Origin of the sequence: Burkholderia territorii (assembly GCF_001718335.1) — a bacterium.
GTDB classification, from domain to species: Bacteria; Pseudomonadota; Gammaproteobacteria; order Burkholderiales; family Burkholderiaceae; genus Burkholderia; species Burkholderia territorii.
In genome coordinates this window covers 13,093-31,727 of record NZ_CP013367.1, presented here as the reverse complement: position 1 = coordinate 31,727, position 18,635 = coordinate 13,093, and the positions used below count along the sequence as shown (strand labels likewise).

Sequence of the window (18,635 nt, the reverse complement as noted above, 5' to 3'; positions counted from 1 at the left end):
CCGTCAGTTGCGCGCGAAATTGCGGCGGAACGACCGGCCGACGATCGCTTCCGCCCGGTTGAACACACGGTTCGACACGCCCGTCATCAGCAGATACAACACGCCGCCCGCGACGAAGAACACGAAGTACTGGTGGGTCGAATTGGCGGCGATCTGGCTCGTGCGCAGCAGCTCGGCGAGACCGGTGACCGAGATCAGCGCCGAATCCTTCAGGCTCAGTTGCCACACGTTGCCGATACCGGGCAGCGCGAAGCGCAGCACCTGCGGAATCAGGATGCGGCGCAGCACCATGGCGCGCGGCATGCCGATCGAGCGGGCCGCCTCGAGTTCGCCCTTCGACACGGCGAGCACCGCCGCGCGATACACCTCGGCCTGATAGGCACCCGAGATCATGCCGACCGCGAGCGCGCCGATCACGAACGGCGGCACGCCGATGAAGCCTTCGGCGCCGAACCACTGGCCGATGGTCGTCACGAGCGTCGAGCCGCCGAAGTAGAACAGATAGATGACGAGCAGTTCGGGCACGCCGCGAAACACCGTCGTGTAGAGGTCGCCGAGCAGGCGGGCGCTGCGGTGACGCGACAGCTTCGCCGCCGCGATCGCCGCGCCGATCACGGCGCCGACCGCGAGCGCGGCAAGCGTCAGCGCGACCGTCATCAGCGCGGCGAGCAGCAGTACACCGCCCCAGCCTTCGGCCCCGAAGCCGAGCATTTCAAGAATCGCCATGCGTGCCTCCCGGCAAGCGTTGAGTGAATCTGGGTGCCGGCCGCCGCGGGTCGCTCGGATCGCTGAATCGCTGAATCGTCGACACGGCGGCGGCGGCGGACTGCGCGCTTACGGCGTCACGTCGGTCTTGAACCACTTGTCGGCAAGCTTCTTCACCGTGCCGTCCGCCAGTGCCGCGCCGATCGCCGTGTCGAACTTCGTCTTCAGATCGGCGTCCTGCTTGCGGAACGCAAGGCCTTCGCCCGGCCCCCAGATCGGCCCGCCGAGCTTCGGCCCCGCGAGCACGATCGACGCGTTTTCCTTCTTCGCGTTGTTCGCCGCGTAGTACGTGACGTCGTCGAACGACGCATCGATGCGCCCGGCGACGAGGTCGAGATCGCGCTCGGGCGAGGTCTTGTACACGCGAATCGACGCGATGTCCTTGAAGCTGTCGTTGATGAATTTCGTATAGACGGTGCCCGACTGGATACCGATCGTCTTGCCCTTGAGCTGCTTGCGCAGCGCGTCGACGGTGGGCTTGTCCGCGTTCGCGTCACCCGTCAGCTTGACCATCGGCGCGCCGGGCGCGGCCTTCGGCAGGATCTTGGTATCGGTCACGGCGAACGTCGCGGGCGTCGCCGCATACGGACGCGAGAACAGCAGGATCTTTTCGCGCTCGGGCGTGATGGAAATCGCATCCATCAGGACGTCGAACTTGCCGGCCTGCAGGCCGGGAATCATCCCGTCCCAGTCCTGCGCGACCATGTTGCACTGCACCTTGATCCGCTCGCACACGTTGGCGAGCAGCTCGGGTTCGAAGCCGCCCAGCTTGCCGCCCGGCAGCGTGAGGTTCCACGGTGCGTAGCCGCCTTCGAGCGCGACCGTCACCGTCTTCCACTCCTTTGCCTGCACCGGCGCGGCAAGCGTAGCCGCTGCCGCCGCGATGACGCCGATCGTCCTGATTGCCCACTTGATGCGCTTTCCGTTCACGAGAGTTCTCCTTGCGTTGAAGTGCGTCATCCCTTCGGTGCAGCAAGCCGCCTCAGGAATTTGTCTATACAAGCATGCAAGAAGAAATACGGCGAGACAAGCGATGATCAAAAAAAACCGCGAAAACGCGGGAAATCCCCTAACTACAGGGCTCTCGTGTGCGTCGTTGCGGGAAATTCAGGCACGCAGTTGGTGCATTCCAGGTAGTCGGATCGCAAGGATGACTAGACAAATCCTAGATTCGATCGTGCGGCATAGGCGCGGCGAATGTGGCGCTCACGGGCAAACAGCGGCCAAGTGATCACGCCCACAGGCCCGGGCGCGAATTCATTCCGGCCGTAGCCGTGCAATGCGCTTTTCGGGCGATTGACGGGCGAAGGCTGGTTCGCGCATTGAAGAGGGACGGATCGCCGACGGCGGGTGCGTGCCGCCCGAGCGGGATCCGGCTCGGCAAACGGGCGTATTACGCCCGTCGGTTCGACGGGCGCTCATTGCGCTGGAGATCGGCCGGCGTCGCAACCGACGCCCCCGCTATTCGACATTGTCCGAAACGTCGGTCATCCGGATCATGTGCGGCTTCACGCCTTCGTCGTCCGCTGCCACCTCCTTCGGATGGATCAGCGCCTCGAGCCGCGCCTTCGTCGCGATGAATTCCGGCGTATTGACCTGCGAATAGTCCCGCGGCCGCGGGACCGGCACCTCGATCAACTCCTGCACGCCGCCCGGGTTCGCCTTCAGCACGAGAATCCGGTCCGCGAGAAAGATCGCCTCGTCGAGATCGTGCGTGATGAACAGGATCGTCACGTCGATATTGCGCCAGATATCGAGCAGGTGTGTCTGCATCCGCGCGCGCGTCTGCGCATCGAGCGCGCCGAACGGCTCGTCCATCAGCAGGATGCGCGGACGGTTCGCGAGCGCGCGGGCAATCGCCACGCGCTGCTTCATCCCGCCCGACAACTGATGCGGATACACATCGGCGAACCGCGTCAGCCCGACCAGATCGAGCCATTGCAGCGCCTCGCGCTCGGCCTGGCTGCCGCTGCTGCCGTTCATCCGGAGTCCGAACATCACGTTCTTCTTCACGGTGAGCCACGGAAACAGCGTATAGCCCTGGAACACCATCCCGCGATCGGCGCCCGGCCCCTGCACCGGCTTGCCGTCCAGCAGCACCTCGCCGCTCGTCTGCGCGTCGAGGCCGGCCAGGATGCGAATCAGCGTCGACTTGCCGCAGCCGGACGGGCCGATCACGCACACGAACTCGCGCCGGTGCGTGCGGAAACTGATGTCGTCGAGCGCGACGCACTCGCCCTGCGGCGTCGCGAATCGCTTGCCGACATGACGCACGTCGAGTATCACGTCGCGGGCTTTGAGCCGCGCGAAGCGCTCGCGCACCGCGTCGGATTGAATCAGGTAATCGGGAACGGCGTGCGGATTCTGCATGATGCCCTCTACGGAAATCGGTCGATGGATGCGCGTCAACGGGCGTCACGCCTTCAGCGTGCGATCCCACGGAAACAGCTTGCGGCCAAGCAATCCGAGCACGATGTCGGTGCCGAGGCCGATGATCCCGATCATCAGGATCGCCGCGTATACGTTGTCGAAATGCTGGTAGCGCGCCTGCTGGCTGATGTACCAGGTGATGCCCGAGCTCGTGCCGACGAGTTCGGCGACGATCAGGTAGGTCCATGCCCAGCCGAGCAGGATCCGCTGGTCGCGATACAGGTCCGGCAGCACGCCCGGAATCACGACGTGCGTGAGCAGTTGCAGTTTCTTCGTGCCGAGCGTCATCGCGGCCTCGAACAGCCCGTACTCGAGCTTGCGCGTCGTGTTCGCGATGATCAGCACCTGCTGGAACAGCGTGCCGATCACGATGATCGCGACCTTCGGTGCATCGTAGATGCCGAGGATCGCGACCATCAGCGCGCCGAACGCCGGTGCCGGCAGGTAGCGGAAGAACTCGAGGAACGGCTCCTGCAGCCGCGCGAGCGCACTGAAGGTGCCGCAGACGATGCCGAGCGGCACGCCGATCGCCGACGAGATCACGAAGCCCCAGAAGATGATCCGGATGCTGTGCCACAGGCTCTCGTGCAGCCACACGCCGTCGCGCGATGCGGGCGGCGTCGTGAACGCCGTGTAGAACGCGCGCAGCACCTGATGCGGCGCAGGGAGGTACACCGGGTTCGCACGCACGCCCTCGGGTACGGCCGCGTGCGTCGCGCGCGCATGCGCGAGCTCGTCGTCGAACACGTCGCGGTCGATCTGCATGCCGGTCTGGAAATAGTCGACGCTTCCCGGATTCGTGATGCGCATTTGCGGATGCCAGACGAAGGGCACATAGCTGATCAGGCACCAGACGGCGAACGGCAGCAGGAAGGACGCCAGGCCGAGCGTCCATTTGCCGCGCGCGGTCAGCTCGCGGCGCACGGCGAGCCAGCCGGTCGTGTTGCGGGTCGTTGACATGGGAATCTCCGTATCGTTTCGGGTGCCGGTCACGCGGGTGCCGAAGCAACGCGCGACCGGGCGTTCATTGCAATGCGCCGCCGGCGGCCTGCGCGCGGTAAGCCCGCCAGCCGCCGAAGCGCGTGATGTCCCGCGCATCGTCGAGCGCCGCGCTTTCACACAGGAAGCCCTGCACCCGCGAGCCGTCCGCGAGCAAAAGCGTGCCGATGCCGAGCGGTGCCGCGATTCCGGCGACGAAGCTGCCGTATGCGTCCACGGGCATCTCCCATATCTCGACCGCGATCGGCGCGCCGCCGTCCGGCACGCGCACGAGGCCCGGCTTGGCGACGCCGCCGCTGGCCGCCGCGGACAGCGCGTAGAGCCGATAGGCCGCGGCCGTCGTCGTCGCGGCGACGAACCGCGCACCGCGCTGCGTGAGCTGCCCGTTCAACGGCTCGCCACGCAGATGCGCGCCGACGACGGCCACGCGCACGACAGCGTATGATTCGCCGCACGCCGATGCGGCCGGCGCTGGCACCCCGGCATCGCTGACGCCCGCAGCGCCCGTAGCGTCGGCATCGTCGACCCACGCCTGTGCGAGATCGAGCAGCCGTGCATCGTCGTGCGCGCGGCCGACGAACGTGATCCCGAACGGCAGGCCCGCATGCCGCCCGCTTTCGCACCTGCCGGCCGGCACGGCGATCGCCGACAGGTCGAGCAGGTTGACGAAATTCGTGTAGTAGCCGAAGCGCGAGTTGATTCCGATCGGATCGGCTTCGAGCGCGTCGACGGTCGCGGTCGTCGCCGAGGTCGGCATCACGATCGCGTCGAGCCCGCTCCATGCGCGCGCCGCCTCGACGCGCAGCGTCGCGAGCCGGTCGAATGCGACGAACGCGTCGGCGGCGCTGAAGCGCGACGCGACGCCGACGATTTCCCGAATCACCGGATGCAGCGCATCGGGCTCGCGCGCGGCGAATGCGCCGATCGCGGCGAGCCGCTCGGCGACCCACGGGCCGTCGTACAGCAGCCGCGCGGTGGCCAGGAACGGGCTGAAATCGATCTCGACGACCTGCGCGCCGGTCGCGCGCAGGCGTTCGAGCGCCGCGCCCCATGCCGCGCGATACGATTCGTCACCGAAGAATTCGAGCTGATCGACACGCGGCGCGCCGAAGCGAACCTCCGCGAGCGGCCGCACCCGATGCGCGCGCAGCGCGCCCGCGCCCGCGGGCGGCTGCCATGCGCGCCCGTACGGATCGCCTTCGGTCACACCGTGCGCGACATCGAACACCGCCCGCGCATCCGCCGGCGAGTGCGCGAACACCGACACGCAATCGAGCGACCGACAGGCCGGCACGACGCCGAGCGTACTCACCACACCGCGGGTGGGCTTGAGCCCGACGAGGCCGTGGAACGCGGCCGGCACGCGGCCTGAACCGGCCGTGTCGGTGCCGAGCGAGAACGTCGCGACACCGAGTGCGACCGCCACCGCCGACCCGGAACTCGACCCGCCCGACGCATAGCGCGGATCGAACGCGTTGCGGCACGCGCCGTATGGCGAGCGCTGTCCCGACAGCCCGGTCGCGAACTGGTCGAGATTGGTCTTGCCGACCGGAATCGCACCGGCCGCGACGAGCCGCTCGACCACCGGCGCGCTGCGCGCCGGCGTGTACGCATATGCCGGGCAGGCCGCCGTCGTCGGTATGCCGGCGAGGTCGATGTTGTCCTTGATCGCGAACGGCACGCCGTAAAGCGGCAACGACGCGATGTCACGCCCGGCGAGCGCGTCGGCATACCGTGTCATCTCCGCGCGCGTCAGCGGCCGGATCCACGCATGATGCGGGTCGCCGGCGTCGAAATGAGCGGCGATCGCGTCGACGAGCGCATGCGGCGTCAGGTCGCCCGCCACGTAGCGCGCGCGCAGCGCGGCAATCGAGCGCAGCCCGGGCAGGATGGAACGCTCCGTCGTGCTCATGCGACCTCCTCGGCGGCGCCCGCCTTCATCACCATCAGCCGCTGGCCGGCCACCACCGCCGCGCCCGGCGCGCAATCGATCGTCTCGATCGTGCCGTCTTCCGTTGCCGTCACCGCCACCTCCATCTTCATCGATTCGACGATCGCGACGACTTGCCCTTCGGACACGCGTTCGCCGGCCCGGACCAGCACCTTCCACACGCTGCCCGACACGTCCGCGGCAATCGCCCGCTGCGTGTCGTCGAGCACGCCCGCTGCGCGCGCCGCCTGCGCGTCGCCCGGCTCCGCCTCGCCGACGTATTCCGCGTGCCCGGCCACCCGCCATCGCTCGCGCTCGGCTTCGAACGCGGTTTGCTGCGCGGCCTTGAACGTCGCGATCGAATCCGCCTCCTCGCGCAGAAAGCGGTTGTATGCGCCCAGATCGAACACGGATTCCTCGATCCTCAGCGCCGCGCGGCCCGCGACGAAATCCGCGCGCAGCGCGCTCAGCTCCGCCTCGCTGACTTCGTAAAAGCGGATCTCGTCGAAGAAGCGCAGCAGCCACGGCTTGCCGGCCTCGAATTCGCGCGTGGTGCGGTGGCGGTTCCACATCTGCACGGTCCGGCCGACGAACTGGTAGCCGCCGGGCCCTTCCATTCCGTACACGCACAGATATGCGCCGCCGATGCCGACCGCGTTCTCCGGCGTCCAGGTGCGCGCGGGGTTGTACTTCGTGGTCACCAGCCGGTGCCGCGGATCGATCGGCGTCGCGACCGGCGCACCGAGGTAGACGTCGCCGAGTCCCATCACCAGATAGCGCGCGTCGAACACGATGCGCCTGACGTCGTCGATGCTCGCCAGGCCGTTGATGCGCCGGATGAACTCGATATTGCTCGGGCACCACGGCGCATCGGGCCGCACCGACTGCATGTAGCGCTCGATCGCGACGCGCGTCGACGGGTCGTCCCACGACAGCGGCAGATGCACGATGCGGTTCGGCACGCGCATGTCGGCCACGTCCGGCAGTTCGCGCTCGGCGGCCTGCAGATGCGCGAGCAGCGTGGCGAGCGACAGCGTCCGCGCGTCGAACTGCACCTGCAGCGAGCGAATTCCCGGCGTCAGGTCGAGCATGCCTGGCAGCCGGTGCGCGTCGAGCCAGCACATCAGTGCGTGCACGCGAAAGCGCAGGTTGAGGTCGAGCACGAGCGGCCCGTATTCGATCAGCACGTTGCGATCGCCCGAGCGCCGGTACACCACGCCGATGCCGCCGCCGGCCGACGGATCGCGATGCAGCACGCAATCGTCCGGCGCGTCCGCGGATGCCGCCGGCGCGATCGCCGGGACCGCCGGCACGGGCGACACGCGGGCGCGCACGAACCGCACGGTATCGCCGGGGCGCAACTGCCCGAGCTTCCACAACTCGTCGCGCACGACCGTCACCGGGCACACGAAGCCACCGAGGCTTGGACCGTCGGGGCCGAGGATCACCGGCATGTCGCCGGTGAAATCGACCGCACCGATCGCATACGCGTTGTCGTGGATGTTCGACGGATGCAGGCCCGCCTCGCCGCCGTCCACGCGCGCCCATTGCGGCTTCGGGCCGATCAGCCGCACGCCGGTGCGGCTGGAGTTGTAATGGACCGTCCACTGCGTGCCGTAGAGCATCGCGATGTCGTCGGGCGTGAAGAAATCGGGCGCGCCGTGCGGGCCGTCGAGCACGCCGAGCGTCCAAGCATGCGTCAGCGCGGGAACGTCGGCTTCGGCCAGCTTCGCGCCCGCGTCGCCGCGCCCCGCGTCCGCGTGCAGATGCAGCACGTCGCCCTTGCGCAGCGCGCGCCCCGCGTGGCCGCCGAACTGGCCGAGCGTGAAGGTCGCCTTGCTGCCGAGATAGTCGGGCACCTGCAGCCCGCCCTTCACGGCCAGGCATGCGCGCACGCCCGCGCCCGTCACGCCGCCGAGCTTCAGCACCGCGCCGGGCCGCGCGCGCAGCACCTGCCAGAACGGCGCGGGCTCGCCGTCGAGCGTGGCCGCGAGCGGCGCGCCGCCGAGCACGAACAGCGTCGCCGTGTTGAAGCGCAGCGTCGCGCCGACCATCGTGAATTCCAGCCCCGCCGCGTCGCGCGCGTTGCCGAGCAACGCGTTCGCAAGGTCGAACGCGCGATCGTCCATCGGCCCGGACGGCGGCACGCCGACGCTCCAGTAGCCGACGCGCCCGGGAGCCTGCTGCACGGTGGTCTGCACGCCGCCGTCGAGCACGTCGATCGTATGCGGCGCGAACACGAAGCGCGACAGGAAGGCCGTCGTCTGCGCGCCGCGCGCGAACGTGTCCGAACCCACGACGGCGCGCAGGTAGTCGAGGTTGGTCTCGATCCCGTACAGCTCGGTGCGCGCCAGCGCGGCCCGCAATGCAGCCAGCGCGTCGCGCCGCGTATCGCCGCGCACGATCAGCTTCGCGAGCAGCGGATCGTAATGCGCACTGATCTCGGTGCCCGCCTCGATCCAGCCGTCGACGCGCACGTCGTCCGGAAACGCGACGTGCGTGAGCAGCCCCGCGCTCGGCTGGAACTGCTTGTGCGGATCCTCCGCATAGAGCCGCACCTGGATGCTCGCGCCGCGCGGTGCGACGGCGAGCGTGTCGAGCGGCGGCAAGTCGCCTTCGGCCTGCAGGATCATCCATTCCACGAGATCGACGCCCGTCACCGCTTCGGTCACGCAATGCTCGACCTGCAACCGCGTGTTCACCTCGAGGAAATAGAACTGCCGCGCGTTCGCGTCGAACACGAATTCGACGGTGCCGGCCGACGCATAGTCGACCGCGCGGGCAAGCCGCACCGCGCTCGCATGCAGCGCGTCGCGCTCGGCGTCGGTCAAATCCGGCGCGGGCGTTTCCTCGATCACCTTCTGGTTGCGGCGCTGCACGGAGCAATCGCGTTCGCCGAGCGCAATCGCGCCGCCCCGGCCGTCGCCGAAGATCTGCACTTCGATGTGCCGCGCGTGTTCGACGAACTTCTCGAGATAGACGCCCGCATGCGCGAAGTTTGCGCTGCCGAGCCGCACGACGGATTCGAACGCCGCCTCGAGCTGCGCGGCATCGCGGCATAACGACATGCCGATCCCGCCGCCGCCGGCGGTGCTTTTCAGCATCACGGGATAACCGATTGCGTCGGCTTCGGCGAGCGCGGTCGCCACGTCGTCGAGCAGGCCCGTGCCCGGCAGCAGCGCGACGCCCTGCGCGGCGGCGAGCGCGCGCGCGGTGTGCTTGAGGCCGAACGCGCGCATGTGATCGCCGCGCGGCCCGATGAAGCGCAGGCCGGCCGCTTCGCATGCATCGGCGAAACCGGCATGCTCGGACAGGAAGCCGTAGCCGGGATGGACGGCCTGCGCGCCGGTCTCGCGCGCGGCGGCGAGGATCGCCGCGACGTTGAGGTAGCTGTCGGCCGCCGGCGCGGGCCCGACGCGCACCGCTTCGTCGGCGAGCGCCACGTGACGCGCGTCGCGATCGGCATCCGAATAAATCGCGACCGACGCGATGCCGAGACGCTTGAGCGTGCGGATCACGCGGCACGCGATTTCGCCGCGGTTCGCGACGAGGACCTTGGCGAATCTCATGCTGCCTCCCGCGAATGACAGTAAGCGTGGACGTGGTTCATTGCGCCTCCCAGATTGTCAGGCGCACGGGCGTCGGGTTGTAGCCGTTGCACGGATTGTTGAGTTGCGGGCAGTTCGAGATCAGCACGGTGACGTCCATCTCCGCGCGCATCTCGACGTACTTGCCGGGCGCGGAAATGCCGTCCTCGAACGTGAGCCCGCCGAGCGGCGTGACGGGCACGTTCATGAAGAAGTTGACGTTGCCGACGAGGTCGCGCTTGCCGAGCCGCGTGCCCGCGCCGCACGCGCAATGCGCGATCGCATTGAGGAAGCTGTCGCGGCAGTTGTGCATGTAACGCTTGTCCAGCGCATAGCGCACGGTGTTGCTCTCGGCCGCGCACGCGCCGCCGAGCGTGTCGTGGCGGCCGCAGGTGTCGGCGACGATCGTCACCATCGGGTTGCCCCGGCTGGACAGCAATACGCTGCCCGCACTCAGGTACAGGTTGCGCTGCGCGCGAATCGTGTCCTGCGCGCTATAGCGCTCCTCGGTGTCGTCGGATCGGTAGAACAACGTGTCGACCGCCTGGTTGCCTTCCAGGTCGAGGATGCGGAGGATCTGTCCGCGTTTCAGGTCGTGCAGCCACGGGTCGCCGGCTTTCAGCGTGGTGTCGTGGATCGCGTCGCGCGGGTCGAGACGGCTTTCGATGATGGGCATGGTCCGGCTCCTTACGCGAACAGACGATCGGTGTTGGCGAAGCCGCGGAGGTTCTCCGCGCATGCGCAGCGGCACGGGTCGTCCTCGGGCGCGGCCCCGTCCGCCGGATACGCGCGGTACGCGATCAGCTTCACGGGCTTCGGTGCATAGTCCGCACGCGGATCGAGCGGATGCGGCGCGGTCGAGAACGCCGCGAGCGTGTTCATCTCGAAGCGCAGGTCGACTGCGCTGCCGGCCGGCGAATGGCCGGGGACGAAGTCGAGCGCGCCGTCGTCGCGCGTGTCGAGCCTGCTGAAGAAGTTGACGTTCGCGGCGAGATCGCGTGCCGACAGTCCGTATTTCGCGAGCTCGAGCACGAGGCTGTCGCGGCCGTTGCGGATCATCGCGTTGCGATCGGCCTGGTACGACGTCGTGCCGTACTTGTGCGCGAACAACCGCGCATCGCCGACGCCGCCGAGCGGGTCGTGCCAGCCGAGCGTGTCGGCGGTGATCGACGCGATCACGCGCCCCATGTCCGTATACAGCGCATGGCCGCGCGTGAGGTGCGCGGTGTGCTGCGCCTTCAGCGTGTCGGCCATGTTGTAGCGTTCGAGCGGGTCTTCCTGGCGATGGAAGACGGCGGACAGGTTCGCGCCGCCCTCGATGTCGACGATGCGCAGCGCGAGGCCGCGGCGCAGGATGCCCGACCAGTGGGTTCCTGCGGGGATCAACGTTTCCCACGCGACGTGTGGCGGTGGAGCTAGGACGGGAACGGCTTGGGGGCTCGGCGACATGGCGGCTCCGTGATCGGTTGGACAAAAGGCGTGAGAGGGCGACCGAACGACATCGCGACCTCCCGGGCTTTTATCCCTCCGTGGAGCCTCACCGCTTCCTCGAATCGAGGCGAAGGCAAGACCGGATTGCTCTCGGACCAGTCATCGCACGGCGCGAACGCCGCACGACCGGAACCCTAGCGATCCTGAAGATGATGCAAATTGCTTCGCACCTCTCGGGCGTCGATAAAGCGAGTTGCGTGCCAGCCCGCGCGCAACGACCGCGCGACGCGCCACGACGGCTCGATGATGCGCGGCATGCGCGACCGGGCGGCGGCCGCTTGCCCTCGCGGCGGGCGCACGACGCACCATGCGCACGCGATCGCGCACCGGCGCAGTGCGCGTCGCGCACACCCGTGCCGCACGTTCGGCGATGGCATGGGCTTTGCTGAACGGATGCACCATCACTCGCTACCGGCTCGTCATGAACAAGCTCGACCTGCTCCGGCGCGCATTGAGCGCGCTGTTCTCCGCCCGCTTCATCGAACTTCAGCGCGCCGTTCGCCGCCGTTGAATCGCGTTGCCGCGTGCCATTGGCACGCTTCTCGCTCGGCATGACGCCGAGAGGTGCGGCGGCGTCGCATCTTAGGGGTGCTAGGGTTCCGGTTCATCGAACGTCTGGTCCGAGAGCAACCCGGCGCGGGTTCGTCCGATCGCGAGAGCGGATGCGCGTGCGCTACACGGCGGGACAAAAGCCCGGGAGATTGGCGATGGCAACGGCCGTCGCGCCTCTCCGTGGCCGCTTCTCGTTCCGCATCCGCAGGAACCGGCCACGCGGCCGGACCGCGCACAGGCACGGTCCGAATCGACGATCCCGATCCCGGTCTCCTGGAGAACAACGATGACCCGTCCCGCCCCGGCGCTCCGCCGCCTGCCGTCCCTCCGTTCATTCCGTTCCATCCGTCACGCATTGGGCGCGGCCGTCACGGCTGCCGCGCTGCTGGCAGCGCCCGCCGCGCACGCGGCAACGCCGCTGAAAATCGGCTACAGCGACTGGCCGGGCTGGGTCGCGTTCCAGGTCGCGCTCGACAAGGGCTGGTTCAAGGAAGCCGGCGTCGACGTCGACTTCGAATGGTTCGATTATTCGGCGTCGCTCGACGCGTTTTCCGCCGGCAAGCTCGACGCGGTCGCGGCGACCAACGGCGATGCGCTCGTCACCGGCGCGGCCGGCGCGAAGAACGTCATGATCCTGCTGACCGACTATTCGGCGGGCAACGACATGATCGTCGCGAAGCCGCCGCTGCGCACCGTCGAAGGCCTGAAAGGCAAGAAGGTCGGCGTCGAGCTCGGCCTCGTCGATCACCTGCTGCTCGAAACCGCGCTGCAGAAGCACGGGCTGAAGGACGGCGACGTGACGCTCGTGAATGCGAAAACCAACGAACTGCCGCAGGTGCTCGGTTCGTCGGCCGACATCGCCGCCGTGGCCGCATGGCAGCCGAACGCGGGCGAGGCGTTGAAACGCGCACCCGGCGCACGCGCGATTTTCACGTCGGCGGATGCGCCGGGGCTGATCTACGATGCGATCACGGTCGCGCCGGCGAGCCTCGCTGCGCGTCGAGCCGACTGGGCGAAGGTGGTCAAGGTCTGGTATCGCTGCGTCGCATATATCAACGACCCGAAGACGCAGGCCGATGCGGTGAAGATCATGTCCGCCCGCGTGGGCCTCACGCCCGCGCAATATCTCCCGTTGCTGAAAGGCACTCACCTGCTCGACGCGGCGGCCGCGAAGCAGGCGTTCCGCAAGGGTGACGGACTCGACTCGATCTACGGCTCGACCCGCAACGCGAACGCGTTCAACGTGCGCAACGCCGTGTACAAACAGTCGCAGGACGTCGACGCGTATATCGATCCGCGCTTCAGCGAGCTGCACTGACCAGGAGCCTGGCGGCGCCGTCCCATGATGCCGTTCGACATGTCGTGGCCGACGGCAATGGCAGGACTTCGTGTATCCGGGCAGTGCCGAACGGCAACGGGAATTCCGCCGTTCGGCACCCGGCTCGCGGAGGAACGCATGTGGCGTTGCATCAAGCCGCCAGCCCCGCCGATGCGACCGACGTCAATGCCCGCGCCTCCGGATTGAACCGCGTCATGCAGTTCAGATCGAGCGCGCGAATCTGCTCGGTCATGAAATCGACGAAGATCCGGATGCGCGTCGGCAGGTGTTGCCGGCTCAGATAGCAGATGTAGTGGCCACGGTCGTCCGGCACATGCTTCGCCAGCGCGACGACGAGTTCGTTCGACGCGAGATGGTCGCGAATCTGATACGCCGCCATCTGCGCGATGCCCGCACCGTTGAGCACCGCCCGCAACACCAGATCCGCGTCGTTGAACGTGAGGCGCGACGTCGGCAGATACTTCTGCACGCGGCCGTCCACGTTGAATTCCCATTCGAACAGCCGCCCGCTCGCGAACCGGAAATTGATGCACGCGTGCCGATCGAGATCCTCGATGCTCTGCGGCAGTCCGTGCGTTGCCACATACGCGGGCGCCGCGCAAAGCGCCATCTGCATCGGAATCAGTTGCCGGGCGATGATGCTGGAATCCTCGATACGCCCGTTGCGGAACGACACGTCGATCCGTTCGGACACCAGATCGACGGGCCGATCGTCGAGCAGCAGATCGATGACGATGTCCGGATACGCGTGCGCGAACTTTTCGAGCAGCGGCGCGACGATCTTCCGGCCGAATCCCACTGCCGAGCTGATGCGGATGAGGCCGCGCGGCGGCCCCTGCCGCAATTCCAGCATGTCGTTCATCGCTTCGACGATCTGCGCCACGCCCTGATGGCAATTCTCGAAGAAGCGCCGGCCCTCGCTCGTCAGCTCGGTCGTGCGCGTGGTACGCTGGAACAGCCGCGTACTCAGTTGCGCTTCCAGCTTCTGCACGTTGCGGCTTACGGCCGGCCGCCCGACGCCGAGCAATTCGGCGGCCTTGGTGAAACTGCCCTCGCTCGCCACGGCGACGAATGCAAGGATGCCCGCATAGCTTGCACCGAAGCTCGCCGACAGTGCATCGGCGCGACTGGCCAGGTCGCAGCGCGGGCCGTGTTCCGATGGTTCCGGATGAATCATTTCCGCTGCCCCCAGACGTGCTGCTCATACGGATCGGTTACGGATCGATTCGTCGCCCGCATGCGCCGGTGTAGCGCATGCGGGCGAACGTAAATCAGCGTTTCGCCAGCCACCGGTCGAGACCGATGCGCCCGAGCCGCGCGGCCCCGAGCGGCACCAGCGACGTTTCCTCGACGCGGCCGCCGAAGTAGCGGGCGTCGCGATCGGTCACCACCGCGCGCGGGTCGCCGACCGACTTCAGGTAGCGCGCGACGATCTCCGCGAACGGCGCGCGATCCGGGCCCGCGATGTCGATCGTGCCGTTCTGCGGCGCGGCGAGCGCGACCTGCGCGACGAGCGCCGACACGTCTTCGGCGGCGATCGGCTGGAACAGGCCGTCGCCGATGCGCACGGTGCCGTCTTCCGTGCCGGCATCCGCGATGCCGCCGATGAATTCCATGAATTGCGTCGCGCGCACGATCGTGTACGGCACGCCCGCCGCTTCGATCGCCTGCTCCTGCGCGACCTTGGCCGCGAAATAGCCGTTCCCCGGCATCCGGTCGCAGCCGACGATCGACAGCGCGACGTGATGGCGTACGCCCGCGGCCACTTCGGCCTTGCCGAGATTGCGCGCCGCCGTGCGAAAGAACTCGAGGACCGCCTGCGGCTCCCATGACGGCGCATTCGCCACGTCCACGACGACGTCCGCGTCCGTCAACGCGTCGGCGAGACCCTCGCCCGTGACGGCATTGACGCCGGTGCGCGGCGACGCGGCAATCGCCCGATGGCCGGCTTGCTCGAGCAGCGTGATGACACGCGAGCCGATCAGGCCCGAACCGCCGATGACAACGATCTTCATCGCAAAATCTCCTGACGAATGAATGGCATGTGGATGCGAAACGGACATGACGGGCGCCGGATCCGGTGAAGGCCGTGATGACCGTCGCACCGCGTGCCGCAATTGTGGAAGAATCATGTCCTATCCATCAGTGCCAAGAATCGTCGATCGGACTGGTCCATGCGTCGTCTGTTCCGTCACCCGAGGCCGTCATGTCCACGCAACCTTCCACGCTGACCATCGAAATCGACCGGCAGCATCGGTTGCCGATCTATCTGCAGATCTGCGAGCGGTTCAGAACCGCGATCGCGGCCGGCCACCTGCGTCCCGGCGATCGCGTGCCGGCGCTACGCGGGCTGGCAACGCAACTGAACACGGCGCGCGGCACCGTCGAACAGGCGTACACGATCCTGGTCGACGAGGGCTATCTGCAAATGCGTGGTGCGGCAGGCACGTTCGTCTCGCCGTCCCTGCCGAAATCGCTGCCGCACGCGACCCCCGCACGTGATGCCGACGCAGCGTCCGCCGGCGCGGCCCGGGCGCCGGGCATGTCGCGCGACGGCCTGCCGCCGCCGCGCACGCAACCGATCGCCGTCGCGCTGAGCGGCGAGCCGCGCCCGTTGCAGCCCGGCGTGCCTGCCCTCGACGCGTTTCCGCGCAAGGTATGGCAACGCCTCGTGTCGCTGCGTGCGCGCAGCGGCGATCGCGCGCTGCTGGGCTACCCGAATCCGGCCGGCTACCGGCCGCTGCGCGAACACATCGCCACCTATCTCGGGCTGTCGCGCGGCGTCACCTGCGTGCCGGAACAGGTGTTCATCACGAGCGGCTACCGATCCACGCTGGAACTCATGCTGCGCAGCCTCGCGCGTCCGAACGACCGCGTCTGGTTCGAGGATCCCGGCTATCTGCTCGCGCGCGGTTTCCTGTCCGAGACCGGCGTGCAGCTCGTGCCGGTGCCGGTGGATGCCGACGGAATCGACGTCGAGCGCGGCCAGGAACTGGACGCGCAAGCGCGCTTCGCGCTCGTGACGCCATCACATCAGAGCCCGCTCGGGCATACGCTGTCGCTGTCCCGCCGCATCGCGCTGCTGGACTGGGCCAAAAGAACGTCGGCGTGGATCGTCGAGGACGACTACGACAGCGAGTTCCGCTATCAGGGCCGCCCGCTGCCCGCGTTGAAGAGTCTCGACCGGCGCGATCGCGTGATCTATTGCAGTACCTTCAGCAAGGCGATGTACCCGGGCTTGCGGCTCGCCTGCGCGGTCGTGCCGGAGCGTGCCGTGGAGCGCGTCGAGCGCGTCGCCTGCAGCATGAACGCCGGTTCGCCGACGCTGCTGCAGGCGGCCCTGGCCGACTTCATCGAACAGGGCCACTTTGCCCGCCATCTGAAGCGCATGCGTGCGCTGTACGGCGAGCGCCGCACGCTGATCGTGCATGCGTTGCGGCAGGCGTTCGGCGAGCGGCTGATCGTCGACTTGCCGGCCGGCGGCATCCAGTTCGCCGTGCGATTCGCGGCAGGGCCCGAAGGGCCGGTCGACGATGTCGCCGTCGCCGCGCGCGCCCGCGAAGCGGGGCTCGCGGTCCTGCCGCTGTCGATCTGGTATGCGAACAGCCACACACGGCAAACACCGCGCGGCCTCGTCATCGGGTTCGCGAACATCGTCGACGCGAACGACGCGCAACGTCACGCAAACGCGCTGCGTGCCTGCCTCGGCCGCTGACGCGCGGCACGCAGTCGCGACCGCCATTCGCCGTGTCGCGGTCGCGACTGGTGTCCGGCAGGCAACATTGAATCGCCCGGGACGGCCATACCGCTTCCGTCGGCACGCCCGTAGCATGGAGCCGTTCTTCTTCGTGGCAACACGCTTCGATACTTGAAGGCCGGAAATCGAAGCCGCGCCGAACTCGAGCATCCATCATGGACGACAACAAGCTGCAGGCGCCTCCGCTTTCCCTCCTCGACCGGTATCGCGGCCGCGATTTTCAGCCGCTCCACACGACGAGCGTCACCGTGTCCGGCGGCGAGACGGGACACGGCCGCGCATCCGGCGTCGCACGCGCGGACGACGGGAATCTCTCCGTCGATCTGCGTCTGCCCGGCGCGTTTGGCGGCCCCGGCAGCGGGACCAATCCGGAGCAACTGTTCGCGGCCAGCTACGCCGCGTGCTTTCACGGCGCGCTGAGCCTGCTCGCGCAACGCGACCGGATCGACATCCGGGAAACGACCGTCTCGGTCGAAGTCGCGTTCGGGCGCGATCCGGTTGATGGCGGCTATGCGCTGAGCGCCGGCGTCACGATCCGCATGCCGGGCGTGGACCGGCAGGTCGCGCAGCGTCTCGTCCGCGACACGGAGCGCCTCTGCCCGTATTCGAAGATGGCGCGACAGGGAATCCGCAGTGTCGTCGTCGTATCCCCGTGATTGGTGACGAAGCGGCAACAGAGTGCGCACGTTCCCGGTTCTACCGGCCCGTAAAACCCGCGATTACGATGGTTGCCAGGCAGGTCGTGCGACGCATCGCACCGCGCACGCCCCCTCTTTCATCAATCAGGAGAACGGATCATGACTCAGCGTATCAACTACTTTCAGCAATCGCCGGAACTAACCAGGAAACTCGTCGAACTCGACGGGCTGCTTCAGAAGACGACGATCGAGGTTCCGGTACGGGAGCTCGTCGAGATTCGCGCGTCGCAGCTCAACGGCTGCGCGTTCTGCGTCGACATGCACATCAAGATGGCGAAGATCCACGGCGAGCGCGAACTGCGCATCCATCACGTCGCGATCTGGCGCGAGTCACCGCTGTTTTCGGCGCGCGAGCGCGCCGCGCTCGAATGGACGGAAGCGCTGACGCATCTGTCGTCGGACGGCGTGCCGGACGATCTGTACGAGCGCGTGCGGGCACATTATTCCGAGAAGGAGCTGTCGGAGCTCACCGTCCTCGTGGGCGCGATCAACTGCTGGAACCGGCTCAACGTCGCGTTTCGCATGGTTCCCGGCTCGTTCGACAAGATGTTCGGGCTCGACAAGGCCAACCTGGAGTAACGACATGAAACGTATCGTGCTCGCGCTTGCACCGCTTGCGTTGTCGCTGCTGATGCCCGCCAGGCCGGTCATCGCCGCACCGCAAGCCGAGGTCACGCAACTCACGACGGAACCGTTGCCCGAGTATCCGGGCAAGGAAGTCGAGATGATCGTGGTGGACTATCCGCCCGGCAGCGTCGATCCCGTCCATCGTCACGACGCACACGCATTCGTCTATGTACTCGACGGCAGCATCGTGATGGGCCTGAACGACGGGAAGACGGTCACGCTCCACGCCGGCGACACGTTCCACGAAGGCCCGGACGACGTGCACACGGTCGGACGAAACGCGCGCAGCACGAAGCCGGCAAGATTCATCGTGTTCCTGATCAAGAACAAGGGGGCGCCGGTCCTCACGCCGGTGAAATAGCAAGGCCGTCGTCGGCGCGCCCGACACCGGGCCGGACGGCAACGACGACGCCATTCACGTTCTTCGGCAAGACATGGCGCCGCGAGCGCGGCGCCATGA

Annotated in this window: 16 protein-coding genes and 2 riboswitches; of the genes, 6 read left to right on the top strand and 10 right to left on the bottom strand. The window is 67.7% G+C overall.

Features of this window, described 5'->3' with window-relative positions; all coding sequences use genetic code 11:
* Positions 1-3: 3 nt before the first annotated feature.
* From WS51_RS26395 to WS51_RS26360, 8 genes are all read right to left on the bottom strand, one after another.
* Positions 4-726, bottom strand: a complete 723-nt coding sequence (locus tag WS51_RS26395; RefSeq protein ID WP_059449279.1) for an ABC transporter permease — start codon at positions 724-726, stop codon at positions 4-6.
* A 108-nt stretch (positions 727-834) separates the two neighbouring features.
* Positions 835-1,695: a transporter substrate-binding domain-containing protein gene (locus tag WS51_RS26390; protein ID WP_059544830.1), complete on the bottom strand. Its 861-nt coding sequence runs from the start codon at positions 1,693-1,695 to the stop codon at positions 835-837.
* Positions 1,696-2,226: 531 nt separating this feature from the next.
* Positions 2,227-3,135, bottom strand: a complete 909-nt coding sequence (locus WS51_RS26385; protein WP_059449281.1) for an ABC transporter ATP-binding protein — start codon at positions 3,133-3,135, stop codon at positions 2,227-2,229.
* Positions 3,136-3,180: 45 nt separating this feature from the next.
* The gene (locus WS51_RS26380) at positions 3,181-4,155 is read right to left on the bottom strand and encodes an ABC transporter permease (protein WP_059449282.1); all 975 of its coding nucleotides are present in this window, start codon (positions 4,153-4,155) and stop codon (positions 3,181-3,183) included.
* A gap of 64 nt (positions 4,156-4,219) precedes the next feature.
* Positions 4,220-6,106 carry an allophanate hydrolase gene (atzF, locus tag WS51_RS26375; protein ID WP_069230050.1) on the bottom strand — a complete coding sequence of 629 codons (1,887 nt, stop codon included), beginning with the start codon at positions 6,104-6,106 and terminating at the stop codon, positions 4,220-4,222.
* The gene (gene uca, locus WS51_RS26370) at positions 6,103-9,693 is read right to left on the bottom strand and encodes an urea carboxylase (protein ID WP_069230049.1); all 3,591 of its coding nucleotides are present in this window, start codon (positions 9,691-9,693) and stop codon (positions 6,103-6,105) included. Before uca ends, atzF begins: the two co-directional genes overlap by 4 nt.
* A 37-nt stretch (positions 9,694-9,730) precedes the next feature.
* Positions 9,731-10,387 carry an urea amidolyase associated protein UAAP2 gene (locus tag WS51_RS26365; protein WP_059449285.1) on the bottom strand — a complete coding sequence of 219 codons (657 nt, stop codon included), beginning with the start codon at positions 10,385-10,387 and terminating at the stop codon, positions 9,731-9,733.
* Positions 10,388-10,398: 11 nt separating this feature from the next.
* Positions 10,399-11,160 carry an urea amidolyase associated protein UAAP1 gene (locus WS51_RS26360; RefSeq protein WP_059797999.1) on the bottom strand — a complete coding sequence of 254 codons (762 nt, stop codon included), beginning with the start codon at positions 11,158-11,160 and terminating at the stop codon, positions 10,399-10,401.
* A gap of 57 nt (positions 11,161-11,217) precedes the next feature.
* Positions 11,218-11,351: riboswitch (guanidine-I (ykkC/yxkD leader) on the bottom strand.
* Positions 11,352-11,509: 158 nt separating this feature from the next.
* Here WS51_RS26360 and WS51_RS32285 point away from each other — a divergent pair.
* Together WS51_RS32285 and WS51_RS26350 are read left to right on the top strand one after the other, a co-directional pair.
* Positions 11,510-11,713 (top strand): hypothetical protein, encoded by a 204-nt coding sequence (locus WS51_RS32285; RefSeq protein ID WP_059449287.1) that lies wholly within the window; start codon positions 11,510-11,512, stop codon positions 11,711-11,713.
* 69 nt (positions 11,714-11,782) lie between these two features.
* Positions 11,783-11,904: riboswitch (guanidine-I (ykkC/yxkD leader) on the top strand.
* 136 nt (positions 11,905-12,040) lie between these two features.
* Complete coding sequence (locus WS51_RS26350; protein WP_059449288.1) at positions 12,041-13,072, top strand: ABC transporter substrate-binding protein; 1,032 nt, start codon at positions 12,041-12,043, stop codon at positions 13,070-13,072.
* 151 nt (positions 13,073-13,223) lie between these two features.
* On the opposite strand, the gene WS51_RS26345 is transcribed toward WS51_RS26350, so the two are convergent.
* Positions 13,224-14,270 carry a LysR family transcriptional regulator gene (locus tag WS51_RS26345; RefSeq protein WP_069230048.1) on the bottom strand — a complete coding sequence of 349 codons (1,047 nt, stop codon included), beginning with the start codon at positions 14,268-14,270 and terminating at the stop codon, positions 13,224-13,226.
* 94 nt (positions 14,271-14,364) lie between these two features.
* Positions 14,365-15,108, bottom strand: a complete 744-nt coding sequence (locus WS51_RS26340) for an SDR family oxidoreductase (RefSeq protein WP_069230047.1) — start codon at positions 15,106-15,108, stop codon at positions 14,365-14,367.
* A 191-nt stretch (positions 15,109-15,299) separates the two neighbouring features.
* On the opposite strand from WS51_RS26340, the gene pdxR reads away from it, so the two are divergent.
* The 4 genes from pdxR (at position 15,300) to WS51_RS26320 (ending at position 18,536) form a co-directional block, all read left to right on the top strand.
* Complete coding sequence (pdxR, locus tag WS51_RS26335; RefSeq protein WP_069230046.1) at positions 15,300-16,808, top strand: MocR-like pyridoxine biosynthesis transcription factor PdxR; 1,509 nt, start codon at positions 15,300-15,302, stop codon at positions 16,806-16,808.
* A 197-nt stretch (positions 16,809-17,005) separates the two neighbouring features.
* Positions 17,006-17,506, top strand: a complete 501-nt coding sequence (locus tag WS51_RS26330) for an Ohr family peroxiredoxin (protein ID WP_069230045.1) — start codon at positions 17,006-17,008, stop codon at positions 17,504-17,506.
* Positions 17,507-17,647: 141 nt separating this feature from the next.
* Complete coding sequence (locus tag WS51_RS26325) at positions 17,648-18,127, top strand: carboxymuconolactone decarboxylase family protein (RefSeq protein ID WP_059544821.1); 480 nt, start codon at positions 17,648-17,650, stop codon at positions 18,125-18,127.
* Between the two features lie 4 nt (positions 18,128-18,131).
* Positions 18,132-18,536: a cupin domain-containing protein gene (locus tag WS51_RS26320; protein WP_069230044.1), complete on the top strand. Its 405-nt coding sequence runs from the start codon at positions 18,132-18,134 to the stop codon at positions 18,534-18,536.
* Positions 18,537-18,635 lie beyond the last annotated feature (99 nt).

Excerpts from the sequence above, each read along its gene's own strand:
- WS51_RS26395 (WP_059449279.1), bottom strand. The coding sequence starts at position 726 with ATGGCGATTCTTGAAATGCTCGGCTTCGGGGCCGAAGGCTGGGGCGGT.
- WS51_RS26385 (WP_059449281.1), bottom strand. The coding sequence starts at position 3,135 with ATGCAGAATCCGCACGCCGTTCCCGATTACCTGATTCAATCCGACGCG.
- WS51_RS26380 (WP_059449282.1), bottom strand. The coding sequence starts at position 4,155 with ATGTCAACGACCCGCAACACGACCGGCTGGCTCGCCGTGCGCCGCGAG.
- atzF (WP_069230050.1), bottom strand. The coding sequence starts at position 6,106 with ATGAGCACGACGGAGCGTTCCATCCTGCCCGGGCTGCGCTCGATTGCC.
- uca (WP_069230049.1), bottom strand. The coding sequence starts at position 9,693 with ATGAGATTCGCCAAGGTCCTCGTCGCGAACCGCGGCGAAATCGCGTGC.
- WS51_RS26365 (WP_059449285.1), bottom strand. The coding sequence starts at position 10,387 with ATGCCCATCATCGAAAGCCGTCTCGACCCGCGCGACGCGATCCACGAC.
- WS51_RS26360 (WP_059797999.1), bottom strand. The coding sequence starts at position 11,160 with ATGTCGCCGAGCCCCCAAGCCGTTCCCGTCCTAGCTCCACCGCCACAC.
- WS51_RS32285 (WP_059449287.1), top strand. The coding sequence starts at position 11,510 with ATGCGCACGCGATCGCGCACCGGCGCAGTGCGCGTCGCGCACACCCGT.
- WS51_RS26350 (WP_059449288.1), top strand. The coding sequence starts at position 12,041 with ATGACCCGTCCCGCCCCGGCGCTCCGCCGCCTGCCGTCCCTCCGTTCA.
- WS51_RS26345 (WP_069230048.1), bottom strand. The coding sequence starts at position 14,270 with ATGATTCATCCGGAACCATCGGAACACGGCCCGCGCTGCGACCTGGCC.
- WS51_RS26340 (WP_069230047.1), bottom strand. The coding sequence starts at position 15,108 with ATGAAGATCGTTGTCATCGGCGGTTCGGGCCTGATCGGCTCGCGTGTC.
- pdxR (WP_069230046.1), top strand. The coding sequence starts at position 15,300 with ATGTCCACGCAACCTTCCACGCTGACCATCGAAATCGACCGGCAGCAT.
- WS51_RS26330 (WP_069230045.1), top strand. The coding sequence starts at position 17,006 with ATGGACGACAACAAGCTGCAGGCGCCTCCGCTTTCCCTCCTCGACCGG.
- WS51_RS26325 (WP_059544821.1), top strand. The coding sequence starts at position 17,648 with ATGACTCAGCGTATCAACTACTTTCAGCAATCGCCGGAACTAACCAGG.
- WS51_RS26320 (WP_069230044.1), top strand. The coding sequence starts at position 18,132 with ATGAAACGTATCGTGCTCGCGCTTGCACCGCTTGCGTTGTCGCTGCTG.